The 15,074-nt window shown below is 69.7% G+C and carries 18 protein-coding genes; 8 read left to right on the forward strand and 10 right to left on the reverse strand.

What is annotated here, in order from left to right; all coding sequences use genetic code 11:
- Positions 1-164: 164 nt before the first annotated feature.
- The 7 genes from IEX91_RS08065 to aroA form a co-directional block, all read right to left on the reverse strand.
- Positions 165-305: a rubrerythrin-like domain-containing protein gene (locus tag IEX91_RS08065; RefSeq protein WP_188878217.1), complete on the reverse strand. Its 141-nt coding sequence runs from the start codon at positions 303-305 to the stop codon at positions 165-167.
- Positions 306-351: 46 nt separating this feature from the next.
- Positions 352-1,113, reverse strand: a complete 762-nt coding sequence (locus IEX91_RS08070; RefSeq protein WP_188878220.1) for a DUF2064 domain-containing protein — start codon at positions 1,111-1,113, stop codon at positions 352-354.
- A gap of 83 nt (positions 1,114-1,196) precedes the next feature.
- On the reverse strand, positions 1,197-1,829 hold the full coding sequence (locus IEX91_RS08075) for a uracil-DNA glycosylase (protein ID WP_188878221.1): 633 nt from the start codon (positions 1,827-1,829) through the stop codon (positions 1,197-1,199).
- A 42-nt stretch (positions 1,830-1,871) separates the two neighbouring features.
- Positions 1,872-2,285: a hypothetical protein gene (locus tag IEX91_RS16275; protein ID WP_229772824.1), complete on the reverse strand. Its 414-nt coding sequence runs from the start codon at positions 2,283-2,285 to the stop codon at positions 1,872-1,874.
- Positions 2,191-3,249: a sodium-dependent transporter gene (locus tag IEX91_RS08080; protein ID WP_229772825.1), complete on the reverse strand. Its 1,059-nt coding sequence runs from the start codon at positions 3,247-3,249 to the stop codon at positions 2,191-2,193. Before IEX91_RS08080 ends, IEX91_RS16275 begins: the two co-directional genes overlap by 95 nt.
- 51 nt (positions 3,250-3,300) lie before the next feature.
- Positions 3,301-4,479, reverse strand: coding sequence for a chorismate synthase (gene aroC / locus IEX91_RS08085; RefSeq protein WP_188878222.1), 1,179 nt, complete (start codon positions 4,477-4,479; stop codon positions 3,301-3,303).
- Between the two features lie 183 nt (positions 4,480-4,662).
- Entirely contained in the window at positions 4,663-5,955 is a 1,293-nt protein-coding gene (aroA, locus tag IEX91_RS08090; RefSeq protein ID WP_188878223.1) for a 3-phosphoshikimate 1-carboxyvinyltransferase, read from the reverse strand.
- Between the two features lie 92 nt (positions 5,956-6,047).
- Between aroA and IEX91_RS08095 the strand changes: the two genes are divergently transcribed.
- Complete coding sequence (locus tag IEX91_RS08095; RefSeq protein ID WP_188878226.1) at positions 6,048-7,232, forward strand: M24 family metallopeptidase; 1,185 nt, start codon at positions 6,048-6,050, stop codon at positions 7,230-7,232.
- Here the strand turns inward: IEX91_RS08095 and IEX91_RS08100 are convergent.
- Positions 7,205-8,158 (reverse strand): PAS domain-containing protein, encoded by a 954-nt coding sequence (locus IEX91_RS08100; protein WP_188878227.1) that lies wholly within the window; start codon positions 8,156-8,158, stop codon positions 7,205-7,207. The two genes, IEX91_RS08095 and IEX91_RS08100, sit on opposite strands and share 28 nt — an antisense overlap.
- Before the next feature lie 49 nt (positions 8,159-8,207).
- A complete protein-coding gene (locus tag IEX91_RS08105; RefSeq protein ID WP_188878228.1) occupies positions 8,208-8,783 on the reverse strand; it encodes a HalX domain-containing protein in 576 nt (191 codons plus the stop codon).
- Between the two features lie 93 nt (positions 8,784-8,876).
- Here IEX91_RS08105 and IEX91_RS08110 point away from each other — a divergent pair, with 93 nt between their 5' ends.
- The 6 genes from IEX91_RS08110 to surE all read left to right on the forward strand — a co-directional run bounded on the left by IEX91_RS08110 (position 8,877) and on the right by surE (position 13,933).
- Positions 8,877-9,620 carry a prephenate dehydrogenase/arogenate dehydrogenase family protein gene (locus IEX91_RS08110; protein WP_188878229.1) on the forward strand — a complete coding sequence of 248 codons (744 nt, stop codon included), beginning with the start codon at positions 8,877-8,879 and terminating at the stop codon, positions 9,618-9,620.
- Complete coding sequence (locus IEX91_RS08115; protein ID WP_188878231.1) at positions 9,607-11,013, forward strand: small ribosomal subunit Rsm22 family protein; 1,407 nt, start codon at positions 9,607-9,609, stop codon at positions 11,011-11,013. The genes IEX91_RS08110 and IEX91_RS08115 overlap by 14 nt, the downstream gene beginning before the upstream one ends.
- A 162-nt stretch (positions 11,014-11,175) precedes the next feature.
- Positions 11,176-12,012 (forward strand): hypothetical protein, encoded by an 837-nt coding sequence (locus IEX91_RS08120; RefSeq protein ID WP_188878232.1) that lies wholly within the window; start codon positions 11,176-11,178, stop codon positions 12,010-12,012.
- A gap of 1 nt (position 12,013) precedes the next feature.
- On the forward strand, positions 12,014-12,505 hold the full coding sequence (locus tag IEX91_RS08125; RefSeq protein WP_188878233.1) for a hypothetical protein: 492 nt from the start codon (positions 12,014-12,016) through the stop codon (positions 12,503-12,505).
- A 72-nt stretch (positions 12,506-12,577) separates the two neighbouring features.
- Positions 12,578-13,120, forward strand: a complete 543-nt coding sequence (locus IEX91_RS08130; protein WP_211086829.1) for a DUF7342 family protein — start codon at positions 12,578-12,580, stop codon at positions 13,118-13,120.
- Between the two features lie 48 nt (positions 13,121-13,168).
- The gene (gene surE, locus IEX91_RS08135; RefSeq protein WP_188878235.1) at positions 13,169-13,933 is read left to right on the forward strand and encodes a 5'/3'-nucleotidase SurE; all 765 of its coding nucleotides are present in this window, start codon (positions 13,169-13,171) and stop codon (positions 13,931-13,933) included.
- Here the strand turns inward: surE and IEX91_RS08140 are convergent.
- Positions 13,927-14,352, reverse strand: coding sequence for an arsenate-mycothiol transferase ArsC (locus tag IEX91_RS08140; RefSeq protein WP_188878236.1), 426 nt, complete (start codon positions 14,350-14,352; stop codon positions 13,927-13,929). The genes surE and IEX91_RS08140 overlap by 7 nt on opposite strands.
- Before the next feature lie 224 nt (positions 14,353-14,576).
- On the opposite strand from IEX91_RS08140, the gene IEX91_RS08145 reads away from it, so the two are divergent.
- Positions 14,577-15,041: an Lrp/AsnC family transcriptional regulator gene (locus IEX91_RS08145; protein WP_188878237.1), complete on the forward strand. Its 465-nt coding sequence runs from the start codon at positions 14,577-14,579 to the stop codon at positions 15,039-15,041.
- Positions 15,042-15,074: the final 33 nt, after the last annotated feature.

Raw genomic sequence — 15,074 nt, forward strand, 5'->3', positions numbered from 1 at the left:
TCGCTCCTCCGGGCGCTCCTCGGACGCCCACGGTTCGGGACATATGCGCGTACTGATACAGTGGCGGTGGCCTCCCTAACCGTTTCGGTCACACCGACTCGCCGGGCCGTCGGTGGCGCCTCCCGCCAGCGCGGGCGTTCACGCGGGGCGTCGGTGACGGTCGCTCAGAGGTCGCGCGAGCGCGAGAGACTCCGGAGCGGACCGCCGCAGCCCTCACAGACCCGGGTCGCCGGGGCGACGACGCGCGCCCCACAGCGGAGGCACTCGTACGTTTCGCTGTCTTCCGTCTCCACGACTGGTCGCATGTCTATTGTTAACACGCTACCAAACATAAGCGTTTCTCCGACGCCGTCACGTTCGAACGAGCGTCCGCTCTCCGCCCCGGTCAGCGACGCGTACTGGAAGATCGTCGAGGAACGCGGCCGTGTGTGCCGGGACCGACCGCCCGGCGCGGCGGCGCGCCGCGATCCGGGGGAGGAGCGTGCGCAGATCCGCGCCCGTCCGCACCGCCGTCGACGGCGGGATGAAGTCCACGTCGCAGTCGGCGTCGCGCGCTCGCGCCGTCAGCGTCTCCAACTCCGGGGTGGCGTACGCCCCCGCGAAGTCGATCGGCTCACCGAACGCCGCGTAGTGGACGCGGCCGTCCGCCGCCGGCCCGAGCACTACGTCGCGACGTCGCAGTTTCATCGCCGCCGCGTCGAGCGCCGAGCGATCGAGCAGCGGCGCGACCGGCTCCGCGACCGCGACCGACGACCGCGCCTCCGTCTCCAAGAGGTGCGTCACCGTGTTCCCCACCCGTGCGTCGTAGCTCGACCCCACCTGGATCTCGAAGCGCGTTCCGTCCAGTTCGTCCCCGTCGAGCGCCTCGGCGACGAGTGCGCGCACCGCGTCCTCGCTGGTCCGCTCGCGCACGGCCGGCTCCGGCAGGAGGTCGTCCGGCCGGTAGTTCACGAGCACGTCGCCGCCGCTCTCCATGCCGGCGCGCAGGAGGTCCTTCGTCATCGCGCGGTAGAGGTCGACGACCTCCGCGGGCGTCAGCGGCGACGTGTCGGCCAACCGCGGGAGGACGAGTCCCTCGCGGGGCGGGTCGATCATGGCGACGAGGAGCGTCATAGCCCCTGATCCGCGTGCGCCGCCCTTCAACCCCCGCGTTCGCGGCCCGCGATTCGCCGACCCGTCCCCGTTCGGTGAGCGCCCTATCGCCCGCGCCGTCCCTTCGTCTGTCGGTAATCCGTATCGAGGAGGTCGAGGAAGGCGGTCACGAACGCGTCCGCCTGCTCGGTCGTCATCGACCCCGGGTGGATCATCGGCATCAGCTCGAAGCCGCGCCCGCGGATCCGCTCCGCGTGGTGTTCCACCACGTCGAGGTCGTCGGCCGGCGTCGTCGTGTACTCGGTGCCGATCTCCGCGAGCGCGCGTTCGCCGACCGGCACGATGATCTCGGGGTTGATCATCCGCAGGTCCGCGTTCAAGAAGGGCTCACACGTCGCCACCTCCGCGTCCGTCGGGTCCCGATCCGGGTGGCGACACCGCGTCAGATAGGTCAGATAGGCGTTCTCGATCTCCGGCTCGTCGCTCGTCGGGAGCGAGTGGTTCAGCCCGATCTGCCCGAGCACGTCCTGGAAGCGCTCGCCGGCCGCGTCGCCCGTGAACGGGACGCCGGTCCGCTCCGCACCGGCGCTCGGGCGCTCGCCGACGAAGACGAAATCCGCACCCGCGTCACCGTAGCCGTGGACGACGCGCTCGCGGACGTCGCAGAGGCCCTCGCAGTTGCGACAGTCCTCGTCCATCCCGAAGGGGTTGTACCGCGTCTCCTGTGCGGCGTCCATGCCGTGTCCGACGCGGGCGTCCCGCAAAGACGTGCCGACTCCCTATCGCCGCCAGCGCCGCGGCCGCACCCGATCTCGGAGGAGCCATCCCACCCCGAGCAGGACCGCGAGGACGCCGAACGTCGGGGCGACGCGTACGAGCCCGTCCGAGAGCGACCCCGCGGTCAGCGACCAACCGGGGCGCGCGAGCCCCGCCGCGGTCGTCGCGGTGACGGCGACGAGGACGATCGGGATCGCGTACTTCACGACCGGGTACGCGCGACCGAGCTCGGCGCGCACGACCGCGGTGTCCGCGGCCCACGTGAAGACGACGGCGAGGAGGAACGCCGTGACGGGAAGGGCGAACGTCCCGACGGACGCGTCAACGAAGTCGAGGAACGGGACGCCGAGGACCGCCGCGCCCGCGGGCGTGTAGCTCAGCGCCGAGGGGACGCCGAGGCAGAAGACGCCGCCCATCAGGACCGCGGTCGCGCGGGGGCGCGACCACTTCGAGGAGCGACACCGCGGACGTGAGCGCCGCGAGGAACAGCAGTCCGAAGAACGCGACCGCGACCACGCGCCCGAACGGCATCGCCGCGAACGCGCGCGGTAGCGTCGTGAACGCCAACTGGGTGCCGGCGCTCGGTTCGACGCCGAGCGTGAACACTATCGGAAAGACGACGAGGCCGGCCGCGCAGGCGACCGCGACGTCCGCCACCGCGATGACGCCCGCCGACTTCCAGAGCGACGTCCCCTCGTCGACGTACGCCGCGTACGTCAGCATGATCCCCTGTCCGACGGAGAGCGAGAAGAACACCTGCCCGAACGCCGCCGACCACACGCCGGGATCGGCGAGCACCGAGAGCCGCGGCGTCAGGAAGAAGGCGACGCCCGCCGCCCAGCCGGGGAGCGTCACCGCGTAGCACGCCAGCCCGCCCAACACGACGAAGACGATCGGCATCACGGCCGTCGAGAGCCGCTCGATACCGGCCTTCACGCCCGCGCTCACGACGACGGCGACGACCCCCGTCACGACGACGAACGCGACGGCCGGCCAGTACGTCGCGGCGAACCCGTCGAAGGTGAGCGTGACGCCGGCCAGCGACGCGACGAAGAAGGAGAGCACCCACCCCGTGAGGACGAGGTAGTACGAGAGGATCACGAGCACGGCGCCCGCGACGACCCACCCGAGCGCCGCGTATCGCCGCCCGACCGTCCGGAAGGCCGAGACGACGTCCGTCCGCAGCGAGCGTCCGACCGCGAACTCGAGGACGAGCAGCGGCACCGCGAAGACGAACGCCGCGAAGAGGTACGGGACGAGGTACGCGCCCCCGCCGTTCTGCCCGACGACCGAGGGGAACCGCCAGATGTTCCCGAGCCCGACCGCCGCGCCGATCGTCGCTAGAAGGAACCCGAGCCGGGACGACCACTGTTCTGCCATACTGACTCGGGCGCGTCCCGAGACCATCAACGTGCGCCCGATGCCGAGCGCTTACTCGACGTGCGTCTCGGCGTCGTCCGGATCGTTCTCCGGGCTCGCGGGATGGTAGTCGGTGTCGTACTCGCCGGGGTTCCCGTCCATCCGGTCGGGGTTGATCCGGCCGCCGAGGAGCATGAAGTCGAGGATCGTCAGCCGGCACATCGCCTCGACGACGGGGACGCCGCGGGGCGGCAACACGGGGTCGTGGCGGCCGATGACCTGCGCGGTCTTCTCCTCGCCCGTCTCCCAGTCCACCGTCGTCTGCTCCGACGGGATCGACGTCGGCGCGTGCAGCGTCAGCTCGCCGTAGATCGGCTGGCCGGTCGTGATCCCGCCCTGGAGACCGCCGTGGTCGTTGCCCACCGGGACGGGGTCGCCGTTCTCGTCGAACGTCCAGTCCTCGTTGCGCTCGCTCCCGCTGTACTCGCGCGCCTCGCGCCCGAGGCCGAACTCGAACGCCGTCGTCGCCGGCACCGACATGAGCGCCTGCCCCAGACGCGCCTCCACGCTGTCGAATCGCGGCGCGCCCAGCCCCCGGGGAACGCCGCGGATCTCGAAGTAGATCGATCCGCCGATCGAGTCGCCGCGCTCCTGATACTCCTCGATGCGCTCTTGCATCGCCGCGGCCGCATCGGGGTCCGCACAGCGCACGTCGTTCTCCTCCGTGTGCTCGAGCATCTCCTCCCACGACACCTCGCCCGCCTCGATGTCGTCGATCTGGTTCACGTGCGCCTTCACACGCACGCCGTTCTCGCGGAGGACCTTCTTTGCGATCGCCCCCGCGGCGACCCAGTTCACGGTCTCGCGCGCGGAAGAGCGTCCGCCGCCGCCCCAGTTCCGCGTCCCGAACTTCGCCGAGTACGTGAAGTCGCCGTGCGAGGGGCGGGGCGCCGTGATGAACGGCTCGTACTTCCCCGAGCGCGCGTCCTTGTTCTCGATCGTCAGCCCGATCGGCGTCCCGGTCGTGTAGCCGTCCTGCACGCCCGACTGGATCGTCACCGCGTCCGGCTCGCCCCGCGACGTCGAGATCATCGACTGGCCGGGCTTGCGCCGGTCGAGTTCGTACTGGATGTCCGACGCGTCGAGTTCGAGGCCCGCGGGGACGCCCGAGACCGTCGCACCCATCCCCTTCCCGTGGCTCTCGCCGTACGTCGTCACCTGAAAGAGCCGCCCGAAACGGTTCCCGTTCATTACTACGGGGTTCGACGGCGCGTGGTTAAAGGCCTTGCACAACGCGCAAAATCGGACCCGGAGCCGAGCGCGCGACTTCTTGATCCGGGACGCGACGACCCCGGGCTATGCACTGATCGACGCACTCGGGGCGGACGAGCGAAACTCGCCGGCGACCCGCCCCGGCGGACGGAGACCGGCGTGTCAGCCCTCTTCGCGCGAGACGCTCGCGCCGAGATCGTAGAGCGCGTCGAAGAACCCCGGGAAGGAGACGTCGACGTCCTCAGCGCCCGTGATCGTCGTCTCTCCCTCGGCGACGAGCGCCGCGACGGCGAGCGACATCACGACGCGGTGATCACCCAGTCCGTCCACGTCGGCCCCGACGAGATCGCTCTCCCCGCCGTGAACGATCAGGGCGTCGCGTTTCTCCTCGACCGCCGCGCCCATCTTCGTCAGCTCCTCCGCCATCGCGCTCACTCGGTCCGTCTCCTTGTAGCGGACGTGCTCCGCGTTCACGATCTCGGTGGTGCCGTCCGCGGCCGCGCCGAGCACCGCGAGCGTCGGGAGGAGGTCCGGCGTGTCACCGACGTCGACGGTCGTCCCGTCGAGGTCAGAGCGCCGCACGACCGCGAGCCCGTCGTCGCGGTGCCAGTCGAGATCCGCACCCATCTCCTCCAGGATCCCGAGGATCGCGCTGTCGCCCTGTGCGCTCGGATAGACGCCGCGCACCTCGACTTCCGGGTCGCCAGCGAGCGCGCCCGCCGCGAGCAGGTAGGACGCCGAGGAGAAGTCGCCGGGGACGGCGTACTCGCCCTCCGGCGGCTCGTACGTCTGGTCGCCGTCGACACGGTAGCCCGCCTCGGTCCGCGCGGCGTCCACGCCGAAGTCGTCGAGCAACTCGATCGTGATGTCGACGTACGGCGCGGACTTCAGCTCCGTCGAGAGTTCGATGTCGATCCCGTCGTCGGTCGAGGCGCCGGCCATCAGGAGCGCGGAGATGAACTGCGAGGAGACGTCACCGGGAATCGTCACCGATCCCCCCTCGATGGGGCCCTCGACGACGAGCGGCGCCTGCCCGTTCCCGCGCGTCGATCGCGCGCGTCCGCCGAGCTGTTCGACGGCGTCGAGGAGCGGTGCTTGCGGCCGCGAGCGCAGCGAGGCGTCACCGGTGAGGACGGTCCCGCCGTCGACGAGCGCGGCCGCACCGGTGGCGAGGCGCATCGTCGTCCCCGAGTTCCCGCAGTCGACGACGTCTGGCGGGGATTCGGGGGTCCCTCCGAAGCCGTCGATTTCGAGGACGCCGTCGACCTCGACGACGTCGCCGCCGAACGCCTCCACGGCGCCCATCGTCTCGCGGGTGTCGGCCGATTTCAGCGCGTGCCGGACGAGCGCACCCTCCGCGTAGCCAGCGGCGAGGATCGCGCGGTGCGTGTAGCTCTTCGACGGCGGTACCTGCGCGTCGCCGTGTACGCGCGACTGCGGGACCGTGACCTGCATACGCGAGCGGACGCGTGAGGCGCCCGTAAGCGTTCCGGGGCCGCCCGAGAGCGACGGCAAACCCTTTTGTCGCGGCGGGCGGACTCTCGCGCATGAACGACGAACGCGACTACGGCGCGCTCGACGCGTTCCTCCGGGAGACGGGCCGCGACGGCTACCTCCTCCACGCGAGCGCCGACCTCGCCGACCAGTACTACCTCTCCGGATTCGACGCGCCCGATCCGTTCGCGACGCTCTACGCGCCGGATCGGACGGCGATCCTCGTCTCTGGACTGGAGTACGGCCGCGCGACGAACGAGGCCCGCGCCGACGTCGTGCGCCGCTACGCCGACTACGACTACCACGCGCTCGCCGCCGACCACGGTCGCGAGGAGGCGTCCCGGCGCGTCCTCGCCGCCTTCCTCGACGAGTTCGCTGCCACGGACGTGGCGACGAACGAGCGCTTCCCGCTCGGCGTCGCGGACGCCCTCCGCGAGCGCGACGTGACCGTGACGGCCGACCGCGACGACCACGTCGGCGGCGTGCGCGCGGTGAAGACCGAGGCGGAGGTCGAGCACGTCCGCGACGCCCAGCGCGCCAACGAGGCGGCGATGGCGGCCGCCGAGGACCTCCTCGCGGAGGCCGACGTCGTCGACGGCGTGCTCCTCTACCGCGACGATCCGCTCACGGCCGAGCGCGTGAAAGAGGAGATCGAGGTGACGCTCCTCCGACACGGCTGTGCGCTCGACGAGACGATCGTCGCCTGCGGGGCGGACGCCGCCGAACCGCACAACCGCGGACGCGGTCCGCTCCGGGTGAACGAACCGATCGTGATCGACATCTTCCCGCGCGAGAAGGACTCGAAGTATCACGCGGACATGACGCGAACGTTCGTGAAGGGCGAACCCACCGAGGCGGCCCGCGAGTTCTACGACGTGACCGAACGCGCGTTCGACGCGGCGTTCGACGCGCTCGAACCCGGCGTGACGGGCGCGACCGTCCACGCCGCGGCCTGCGAGGTGTACGAGAACGCGGGGTACCCGACGCTCCGATCCGATCCCGACGCCGAGACGGGGTTCATCCACTCGACGGGCCACGGGGTCGGCCTCGACGTCCACGAGGCGCCGCGGCTGAGCGAGGGCGCGGACGAGACGCTCGAACCGGGACACGTCGTCACGATCGAGCCGGGGCTCTACGATCCGGCGGTCGGCGGCGTGCGCATCGAGGACATCGCCGTCGTCACCGAGGACGGCTACGAGGACCTGACGGACTACCGCGTGGAGTTCGTCGTCGAGTAATCCCACTCGTTGGCGAGCGTGATCGAGTGGGTGACCAGATCGTCCATCCGGTCGAGCGCGTCCTCCACGTCGTCGAGCCCGTCGATTCCGGGGTTCGACGCCTGCACCGAGTCGAGGGCGACACGCGCGTTGTCGATGGAGTCCGCGAGGTCGTACGAGAGGACGCTGGCGAGTTCCATCAGGTGATCGCCGCGCGTCGACTCGCCGGCGACGGTCTGGCGGAAGTGAATGGAGAGGCCGTCCTCGGAGGGGTACGCCCGGACCTCGAAGTGCTTATCGAGCGGGCCGAAGGACTCCTCGAAGGTCACTGGCTCCTGGATGGCGATCGCCCGGTGGAACTCCGTGTAGAACGTCGAGCCAACCGACTCGGGGAACACCTCCCAGACGTTCTGGCCGACGAGGCGCTCGGCGGTGACTTCGAGGAGGTTCTCGGCCTCCTGGTTGATGTAGGTGAACCGCCAGTCCCGATCGAGCGCGAAGAAGGCGTCCGTGATGCGTTCGTAGACGTTCCGTGCGAGGTCGTTCAGGAGCGCGACGTCCTGTTCGGCCTGATACCGCCGCGCGGCGGAGACGAGCGTCTCGACGAGTCGATCGAAGCTCTCCTCGGCGTCGGCGCGAACGTAGTCGGTGACGCCGGCGGAGATCGCGTCGGCGGCGAGCTTCTCGTCGCCGCCGGTCGCGTAGAGGACGAAGGGGACCGCGGGGTCCGCCTCGCGCACGAGTCGGAGCACGCCGAGCGCGTCGACGTCGGAGAAGCCGCTCTCACAGGCGATGCAGTCGACGTCGTGCTCGGAGAGGGTGTCGGCCACGGACGCGCCGTCCGGTTCGGTGACGACCTCGGTAATCTCCGGGGACGCGTCGAGTTCGCGCACGCGTGACCCGTCGGCGCCGTCACCGACGTAGAGTACGCGGACACCGTCGTCCATACACTATCGGAGAGTAGCAGTCGGACCGTCAAAAGCGCGTTGGCGGATCCTACTCGTCGCCGTGCGCGCGCAGCGAGCGGAAGACGGCGGCGACGTCGTCGTCGTCGAGATTGCTGAGCTCCTCGTCGAGATCGCCCTCCAACGCCTCGATGTCGGCGACGAGGCGCTGGTACTCCTCGTTGTCGGCGAGCTGATCGGCGTCCTTCTGGGTTTCGAGCGCGGCGCGTTTGGCGGCGAGCGAGAAGTACTCGCGGACCTCGACCGTGTACAGCCGGCGGGCGAGGAGTCGACTGACCAGGTCGGTGAGTTCGTCGCGCGAGACCGGCTTGACGAGGTACGCGTCGAACCCCATCTCGATGATGTCGAAATCGGGGTCGACGGCGCTCACCATCGCGATCTGCACGTCGCTCCCGGTCTCGCGTAGCTCGGCGAGCACGTCGTCACCGGATGACTCCGGGAGTCGTCGATCCAGTAACACGACGTCGATGTCGCCGTCGAACTGGTCGAGGGCCTCCGCCGCGGAGTTGGCGGTGCGGACGTCGTGGTCGCCCTCGAGCCACGCGGCGTAGAGATCCGCGAGGTCCCGGTCGTCTTCGACGACGAGTACGGTCGGCCGGTCGGTCATTCACTATCCGGTTCGGTACCGCGACGCTTAAAACCTCCCGACGGACCGACGGGAACGAACTCCTTTTGCCCGCGCGTGGGCTATCGATTCGCCATGGACGTACTCGTCGTCGGCGCGGGCGAGATGGGCCGCTGGTTCGCGGCCGCCGTCACGCCCGACGTCGCGTTCGCGGACGCGGACCCCGCGCGCGCCGAGGCCGCGGCGGACGCGCTCGGTCCGCGGGGGCGCGCCGTCCCCCTCGACACGACCGATTCGTTCGGTATCGTCTGTCTCGCCGTGCCGATGCGGGTGGCGAGCGAGGCGATCGCCGACCACGCCGGGAAAGCCCAGCAGGCCGTCGTGGACGTCACGGGGTCGATGCGCGCGCCGCTCGACGCGATGGCGGCCGCGGCGCCCGCGCGCGAACGCGTGAGCTTCCACCCCCTCTTCGGCGGCGACGCCGCGCCCGGGACGGTCGCCGTCTCGACCGCCGCCGGCGGCCCCGCGACCGACGGGATCAGACGCGACATCGAGGCCGCGGGCAACGACCTCGTCGACGTCACCCCCGAGGTACACGACGACGCGATGCGGACCGTCCAGGGCCGGACGCACGCCGCGATCCTCGCGTTCGCGCTCGCCGCCGCCGACGCCGACGACGACGTGCCGGACGAACTGCGGACGCCGGTGTACGAGCGCCTCGCCGCGCTCGCCGAGCGCGTCCTCAACGGGACGCCCCGCGTCTACGCCGACATCCAAGCGACCTTCGACGGCGCCCGCGACGTCGCCGCGGCCGCCGAGCGCCTCGCCGACACCGACCCCGACGAGTACGACGCCCTCTACGACGATGCCCGTAAATAAGGACGAACTCCGATCGAACGCGAAGTACCTCCGGGGCGTCCGACCGATCGACCCCGAGGAGATCTGTGACTACCTCAGCACGCCGCGTCACCCCGCGGTCGTCCGACGGGCCCTCCGCGAGGAGGCCGCGTCGCTCGGGCTCGTCGAACGCGAGGACGGCACGTTCGTCCCGGTCGAGACCGGCCCGGCCCGCGTCGAGCGCGAGTCCGTCACGGCGCTTCCCGACGAGCACGCGCGCGTGCTGGAGGACCGCCTCGTCGAGACCTACGGCCCGGACTGGCACCGCGGCGAGAGCGGCGATGCCCTCCGCGAGGCGATCCGCCGCCTGAAGGCCGATTACTACTACGAGAACGCCGTCACCTACGACGCGACGGCGGCGCTCGGCTACGCGATCTATCACCTCCCCGATTACTACGCGGTCGGTCGGTACGTCGCCGCGGACCTCGCCGCTGACGGTCTCCTGCCGCGCGACGCGCGCGTCCTCGACCTCGGCGCGGGCGTCGGTGGACCGTTCCTCGGCCTCGCGGACGCCCTCCCGGACGACGGTCTCCTCGACTACCACGCCGTCGAGCCGAGCCCCGCCGCCGACCTCCTCACGGACTACTTCGACGCCGCGGATCCGAACGTCCGCGGGACGCTCCACCCCGAGACCGTCGAATCACTCGATCGCGGCGCGCTCACCGACGAGGGCGACTTCGACCTCGTCACGGCGTTCAGCCTCCTCAGCGAACTCGACGATCCCGTCGCGGTCGTCGAGTCCTACCTCGACGTGCTCGCGGACGACGGCACGCTCGTCCTCGTCGCGCCCGCGGACCGCAACACGAGCATCGGCCTCCGGGACGTCGAGCGCGACCTCGAAGCGCGCGGCGTCACCGTCTACGCGCCGACCGTCCGCCTCTGGGACGGCGAACGCCCGACGGACCGCGGCTGGTCGTTCGTCGAGAAGCCCGACGTCGAGGCCCCGGGCTTCCAGCGGCGCCTCGCCGAGGCGTCCGAGCGCCCCGCCGAGTTCCTGAACGAGACGGTGAAGTACAGCTACAGCTTCCTGCGGACCGACGGCCGGCGGAACCACGACGTCTCGCTCCCCTCCTCGCGGTACGCGAAACTCGGCGACGCCGATCGACACGTCTCGAACCGCGTCGACCTCGTCGCCGCCAAGCTCTCCGGCGACCTCTCAGAGGGCGGCAATCCCCTGTTCAAGATCAGCGACGGGAGCGAGGACACGGACTGCTACGCCGTCCTCGTCGACCGGAGCGCGCTCAACCGCGACCTCCTCGGTGCCGACTACGGGGACCTCCTCTCCTTCGAGTCCGTCCTCTGCCTCTGGAACGACGACGAGGGCGCGTACAACTTCGTCGTCGACGACGAGGTCGTCGTCGATCGCCTCGGCTGAGACCGAACCGCTTTCTCCATTCGGCTCATCGTCATTCCGCTCGGTGGCTCTACCTATCCGTATCTACCGGCCTCACGTCGACATGAGGTGGATCCGACGTCGAATACGGAACGCGAATCAGAACTGACGGCCCGGATATTCTCGCAATATCTAGCCGAGTAGGTGCTTCAGACGAGGAATATGCTATCTGGTTCGTCCTATACGAGACTTTATGTGGGTTGCTTTCGTGTTACGCTTATGGATACTTCTCTCCCACGGCGGGCGAACCCGGAAATAGTGTACGAGATCTGCCGCGAGATGAAGGGTGCCGACGAATTCACCCGGAACGAGGTATACGAGGAGGTGTCGGGAAAGACGCGTGACCTCCGGCGTGGGCTCACGCTCGCCCGTCGCCTCGGGTTCTTGCGGGCGGTCGATAGCGGTACCGACGACGTGTTCCGACTCACCACACGGGGGACCGGGCTCGGCTATCAGTCGTCCTACGAGGGCAATGGGACCGTCGAGGAACTGTTCCGTGAGGCGATAGAGGAGTTCCGACCATACCGGGAGATTCTCGTTCGGGCCCACGAAGGGAACGCGACGTCCGAAGTGATGGGGGACACTTGTGTCACGCAGAGCGCGTTTCGGGAGGCCGCGGGCTCCGTAATCGACGACGAGGTGAAAGACCGGGAGGTGAACCTCCTGATAAAGACCGCTCAGGCGGCGGGTCTCGGCGAGTACCGCACGGGAAAGCGGGGGTACGAGACACGCCTCATACTCTCGGACGACTACGCGCCCTTCGTTGAGTCCCTCAGCCGAGAACACCCGTCGCCGACAGCGGCCACAGATCGGACGACCGATTCGGAACGGGAGACGGCGGCTGAGACGGAAGGTGCGGCGTCCGGGGACTCATCGGATTCGTCCGACGTGACCATCTCCGTCGAACTCGACGTCGGCGACCGCACGAGCGAGGAGATCGCCGCAATCGTCGACGAAATCCGTCACGTGACGGACGAGTAACGTGCCGGGGAACGACGTCAACGAGGAACTCTCGCGCCTCGTTGCGCGGCGGGTGGCCGGCCTGTCGATGGTCCGCGGCGTACGGACGTTCCCGCCGGCGAAACCCGACAGAGTCGTCGCACGTCTGGAGCGCGAACACTACCCGCCGGTCGTCGAGGACGTCACGGTCGACTTCCGGTTCGCGCGAGCGGACGAGTTCAACGTCGTGTACGTGGAACACTGGTCCGGCGAAACGTGGTCGTGTCGGTGGGACCGTCACGAGAACCCACATAGCGACCGTGATCACTTCCACCCGCCACCGGACCCGAACAACGCGTCCCGAGACGCGCTCGCCGCCGTCTATCCCGATGGCCAGAGCGCGGTTGTCGGCGTCGTCTTCGACGCACTCCGTGAACGCTACACTGCGCTCTGGGAGAACCCCGACGAACCGACCTATCCATCCGAATACGGGTTCGATCCCGGCGACGGCGACTGGCCGTTCCTCGGCGACTGACGCGATCGGCCAAGACCACTCATATATACGCCCATCCGCAGATTAATGTACGTGTACGCCCGAGAGGGTAGCATGACCGACGGGAGTGCCCCTCCGACCGACTTCTCCTTGACCGACGAGTGGGAGGACGTCGAGGCGAACCGGACCGTCCGCGAGCGGGTCTACGAGGTTGCCACCACGCTCACCGAACCGACCGCAGTCGGTGACGTCGCGGAGCGCGCCGACTGTGGGAAGGAGGGTGCGCGGACGCACCTCGAATGGCTCGTCGACCTCGGTGTGCTCGAAAAGGTCGCCGACAATCCCGCGCTCTTCACTCGACACGAACCGTACTTTGAGTTCCGCCGAGTGACCGAGCTCGCCCGTGACGCCGGCTCGGCAGATGCGCTCGACGAACGGTTGGACGCCTACCGCGAGCGCGCCGACTCCCTCTCTGAGCACTTCGACGCCGCGACCCCGGACGCGGTCGTGCTCGACGACGTTCCGGACGCGGAGTTCGAGGACGCCGCGGACAAACTCGGCGAGTGGCGGACCGTCGAGCGTCGCCTCCGCGAGGTCCGGCTGGCGAAGCTCCGCTTCGAGGGCGGTCGCGGGGCGTCGTCGAGCGTCGGCCCCTGATGCGGTCCGAATAGCAACATCGAAGGGACGCCTCCCCGACCGCCCGGTATGAAGATCGTTCTGACGAACGACGACGGGATCGAGAGCCCCGGGCTCGCCGCGCTCTACGAGTCCCTTTCGGCCGTCGGCGACGTCACCGCGGTCGCGCCCGCCGAGGACATGAGCGCGACCGGCCGCGCACTCTCCCGCGAGGTCGTCGTCGACGGGCACGAGTACGGCTACGCGGTCCGCGGGACGCCCTCGGACTGCGTCGTCGCGGCGCTGGAGGCGCTCGTCCCCGACGCGGACCTTGTCGTCTCCGGGTGCAATCGCGGGGGCAACCTCGGCATGTACGTCCTCGGCCGGTCGGGCACCGTGAGCGCGGCCGTCGAGTCGGCGTTCTTCGACGTCCCCGCGATCTCGGTGTCGCTCGCGCTGACGAGCGCGGACTTCGAGTCCGGCGAGACACCGAAAGCGGACTACGCCGAGGCCGCGGCCGTCACGCGCTACCTCGTCGAGCACACGCTCGACTCCGGCGTCTTCGAGCGCGCGGACTACCTCAACGTGAACGCCCCCCGTCCGGGGACCGAAACGGGCGACATCGCGGTGACGCGGCCGACGCACGGCTACGAGATGCACGTCGAGCGCGCGGGCGAGCGCCTCCGGCTCCACGACGAGATGTGGGAGCGGATCGACCGGGGGATCGTCGCGAACGAACCCGACGACAGCGACCTCCGGGCGGTCGTCGAGGGGGAGACGAGCGTCTCGCCGCTCACGGCCCCGCACACGACCGAGCACCACGAGATCCTCGATCACCTCGCCGCGGACTACTGACCGGACGGGTCGAGCTCGTCGACGAGGGATCGCACGCGCTCTTCGATCTCGTCGCGGATCTCGGCGACCGCCTCGGGATCGCGGCCGTCCGGGTCGTCGAGGTCCCAGTCGCGGCTCTCGCCCGCCCACCCCGCGGGGCAGACGTCGTCGGCCGAACAGCCCATCGTGATCACGTAGTCGGCGCGCTGGACCTCCTCGAACGTCACCTCCCGGGGCGCCCGGTCGCCGAGGTCGATGTCGATCTCGCGCATCGCCGCGACGACCTCCGCGTGGACGCGCTCGGCGGGGTCGGTGCCGCCCGTGACGATCTCGATCTCCTCACCGAGACCGCGCGCGGCGACCTCGCGCTCGGCGAACGCGGTGGCCATCTGGGAGCGACCCGCGTTCTGAACGCAGACGAAGGCGAGCGTGACGGTCATCGGTGTCGCAGTCGTCGGTGAGCACTAACACCGTGTCGATCTGCGAGCACGGCGTCGGTGGGAGCCACGGGGGCGTGGCTGGCGGCGCGTTCGCCGGGGTCGTGCCTGTCGTCGGGGGACGCGCTCGCGCACTCGGCGACGGGACCGGAGCCCGCGGCGTCGCGCCGATTCCCGGAGTACGCGGAGGCGAAGTCCCTTTGCCGGTGTCGGGGTAACGATCCGATATGCCTGCCGAAGACGTCGACGAGGTCGATCGGGCGATCCTGTACGCGCTCCAGGAGGACGCGCGGAACCTCTCGTCGAGCGACATCGCCGAACGAACCGGGACGTCCGGGAGCACGGTCAGGAAACGCATCCAGCGCTTGGAGGAGGCGGGAGTCATCAAGGGGTACAGCGCCGAGGTCGACTACGAGCGCTCGGGCTACCCGATCCGGATGCTCCTCTTCTGCACGGCGTCGATCCACGAGCGCGGCGATCTCATCCCCGACGTGTTGGCTCTCGACGGCGTCGTCTCGGTACAGGAGCTCATCACCGGCGAGCAGAACCTCCTCGTGACCGCGGTGGGGACGTCGGACAGCGACATCACGCCCATCGCCGAGTCGCTCCTCGAGATGGGCATCACCGTCGCCGACGAAGTGCTCGTCAAGAGCCACGTCACGACGCCCTTCGGCCGCTTCGAGGAGGAGTGAGCCCGGCGACGAGTCGATAACGAAAGATCACAC

The organism is Halarchaeum nitratireducens (assembly GCF_014647155.1).
Classification (GTDB): Archaea; Halobacteriota; Halobacteria; order Halobacteriales; family Halobacteriaceae; genus Halarchaeum; species Halarchaeum nitratireducens.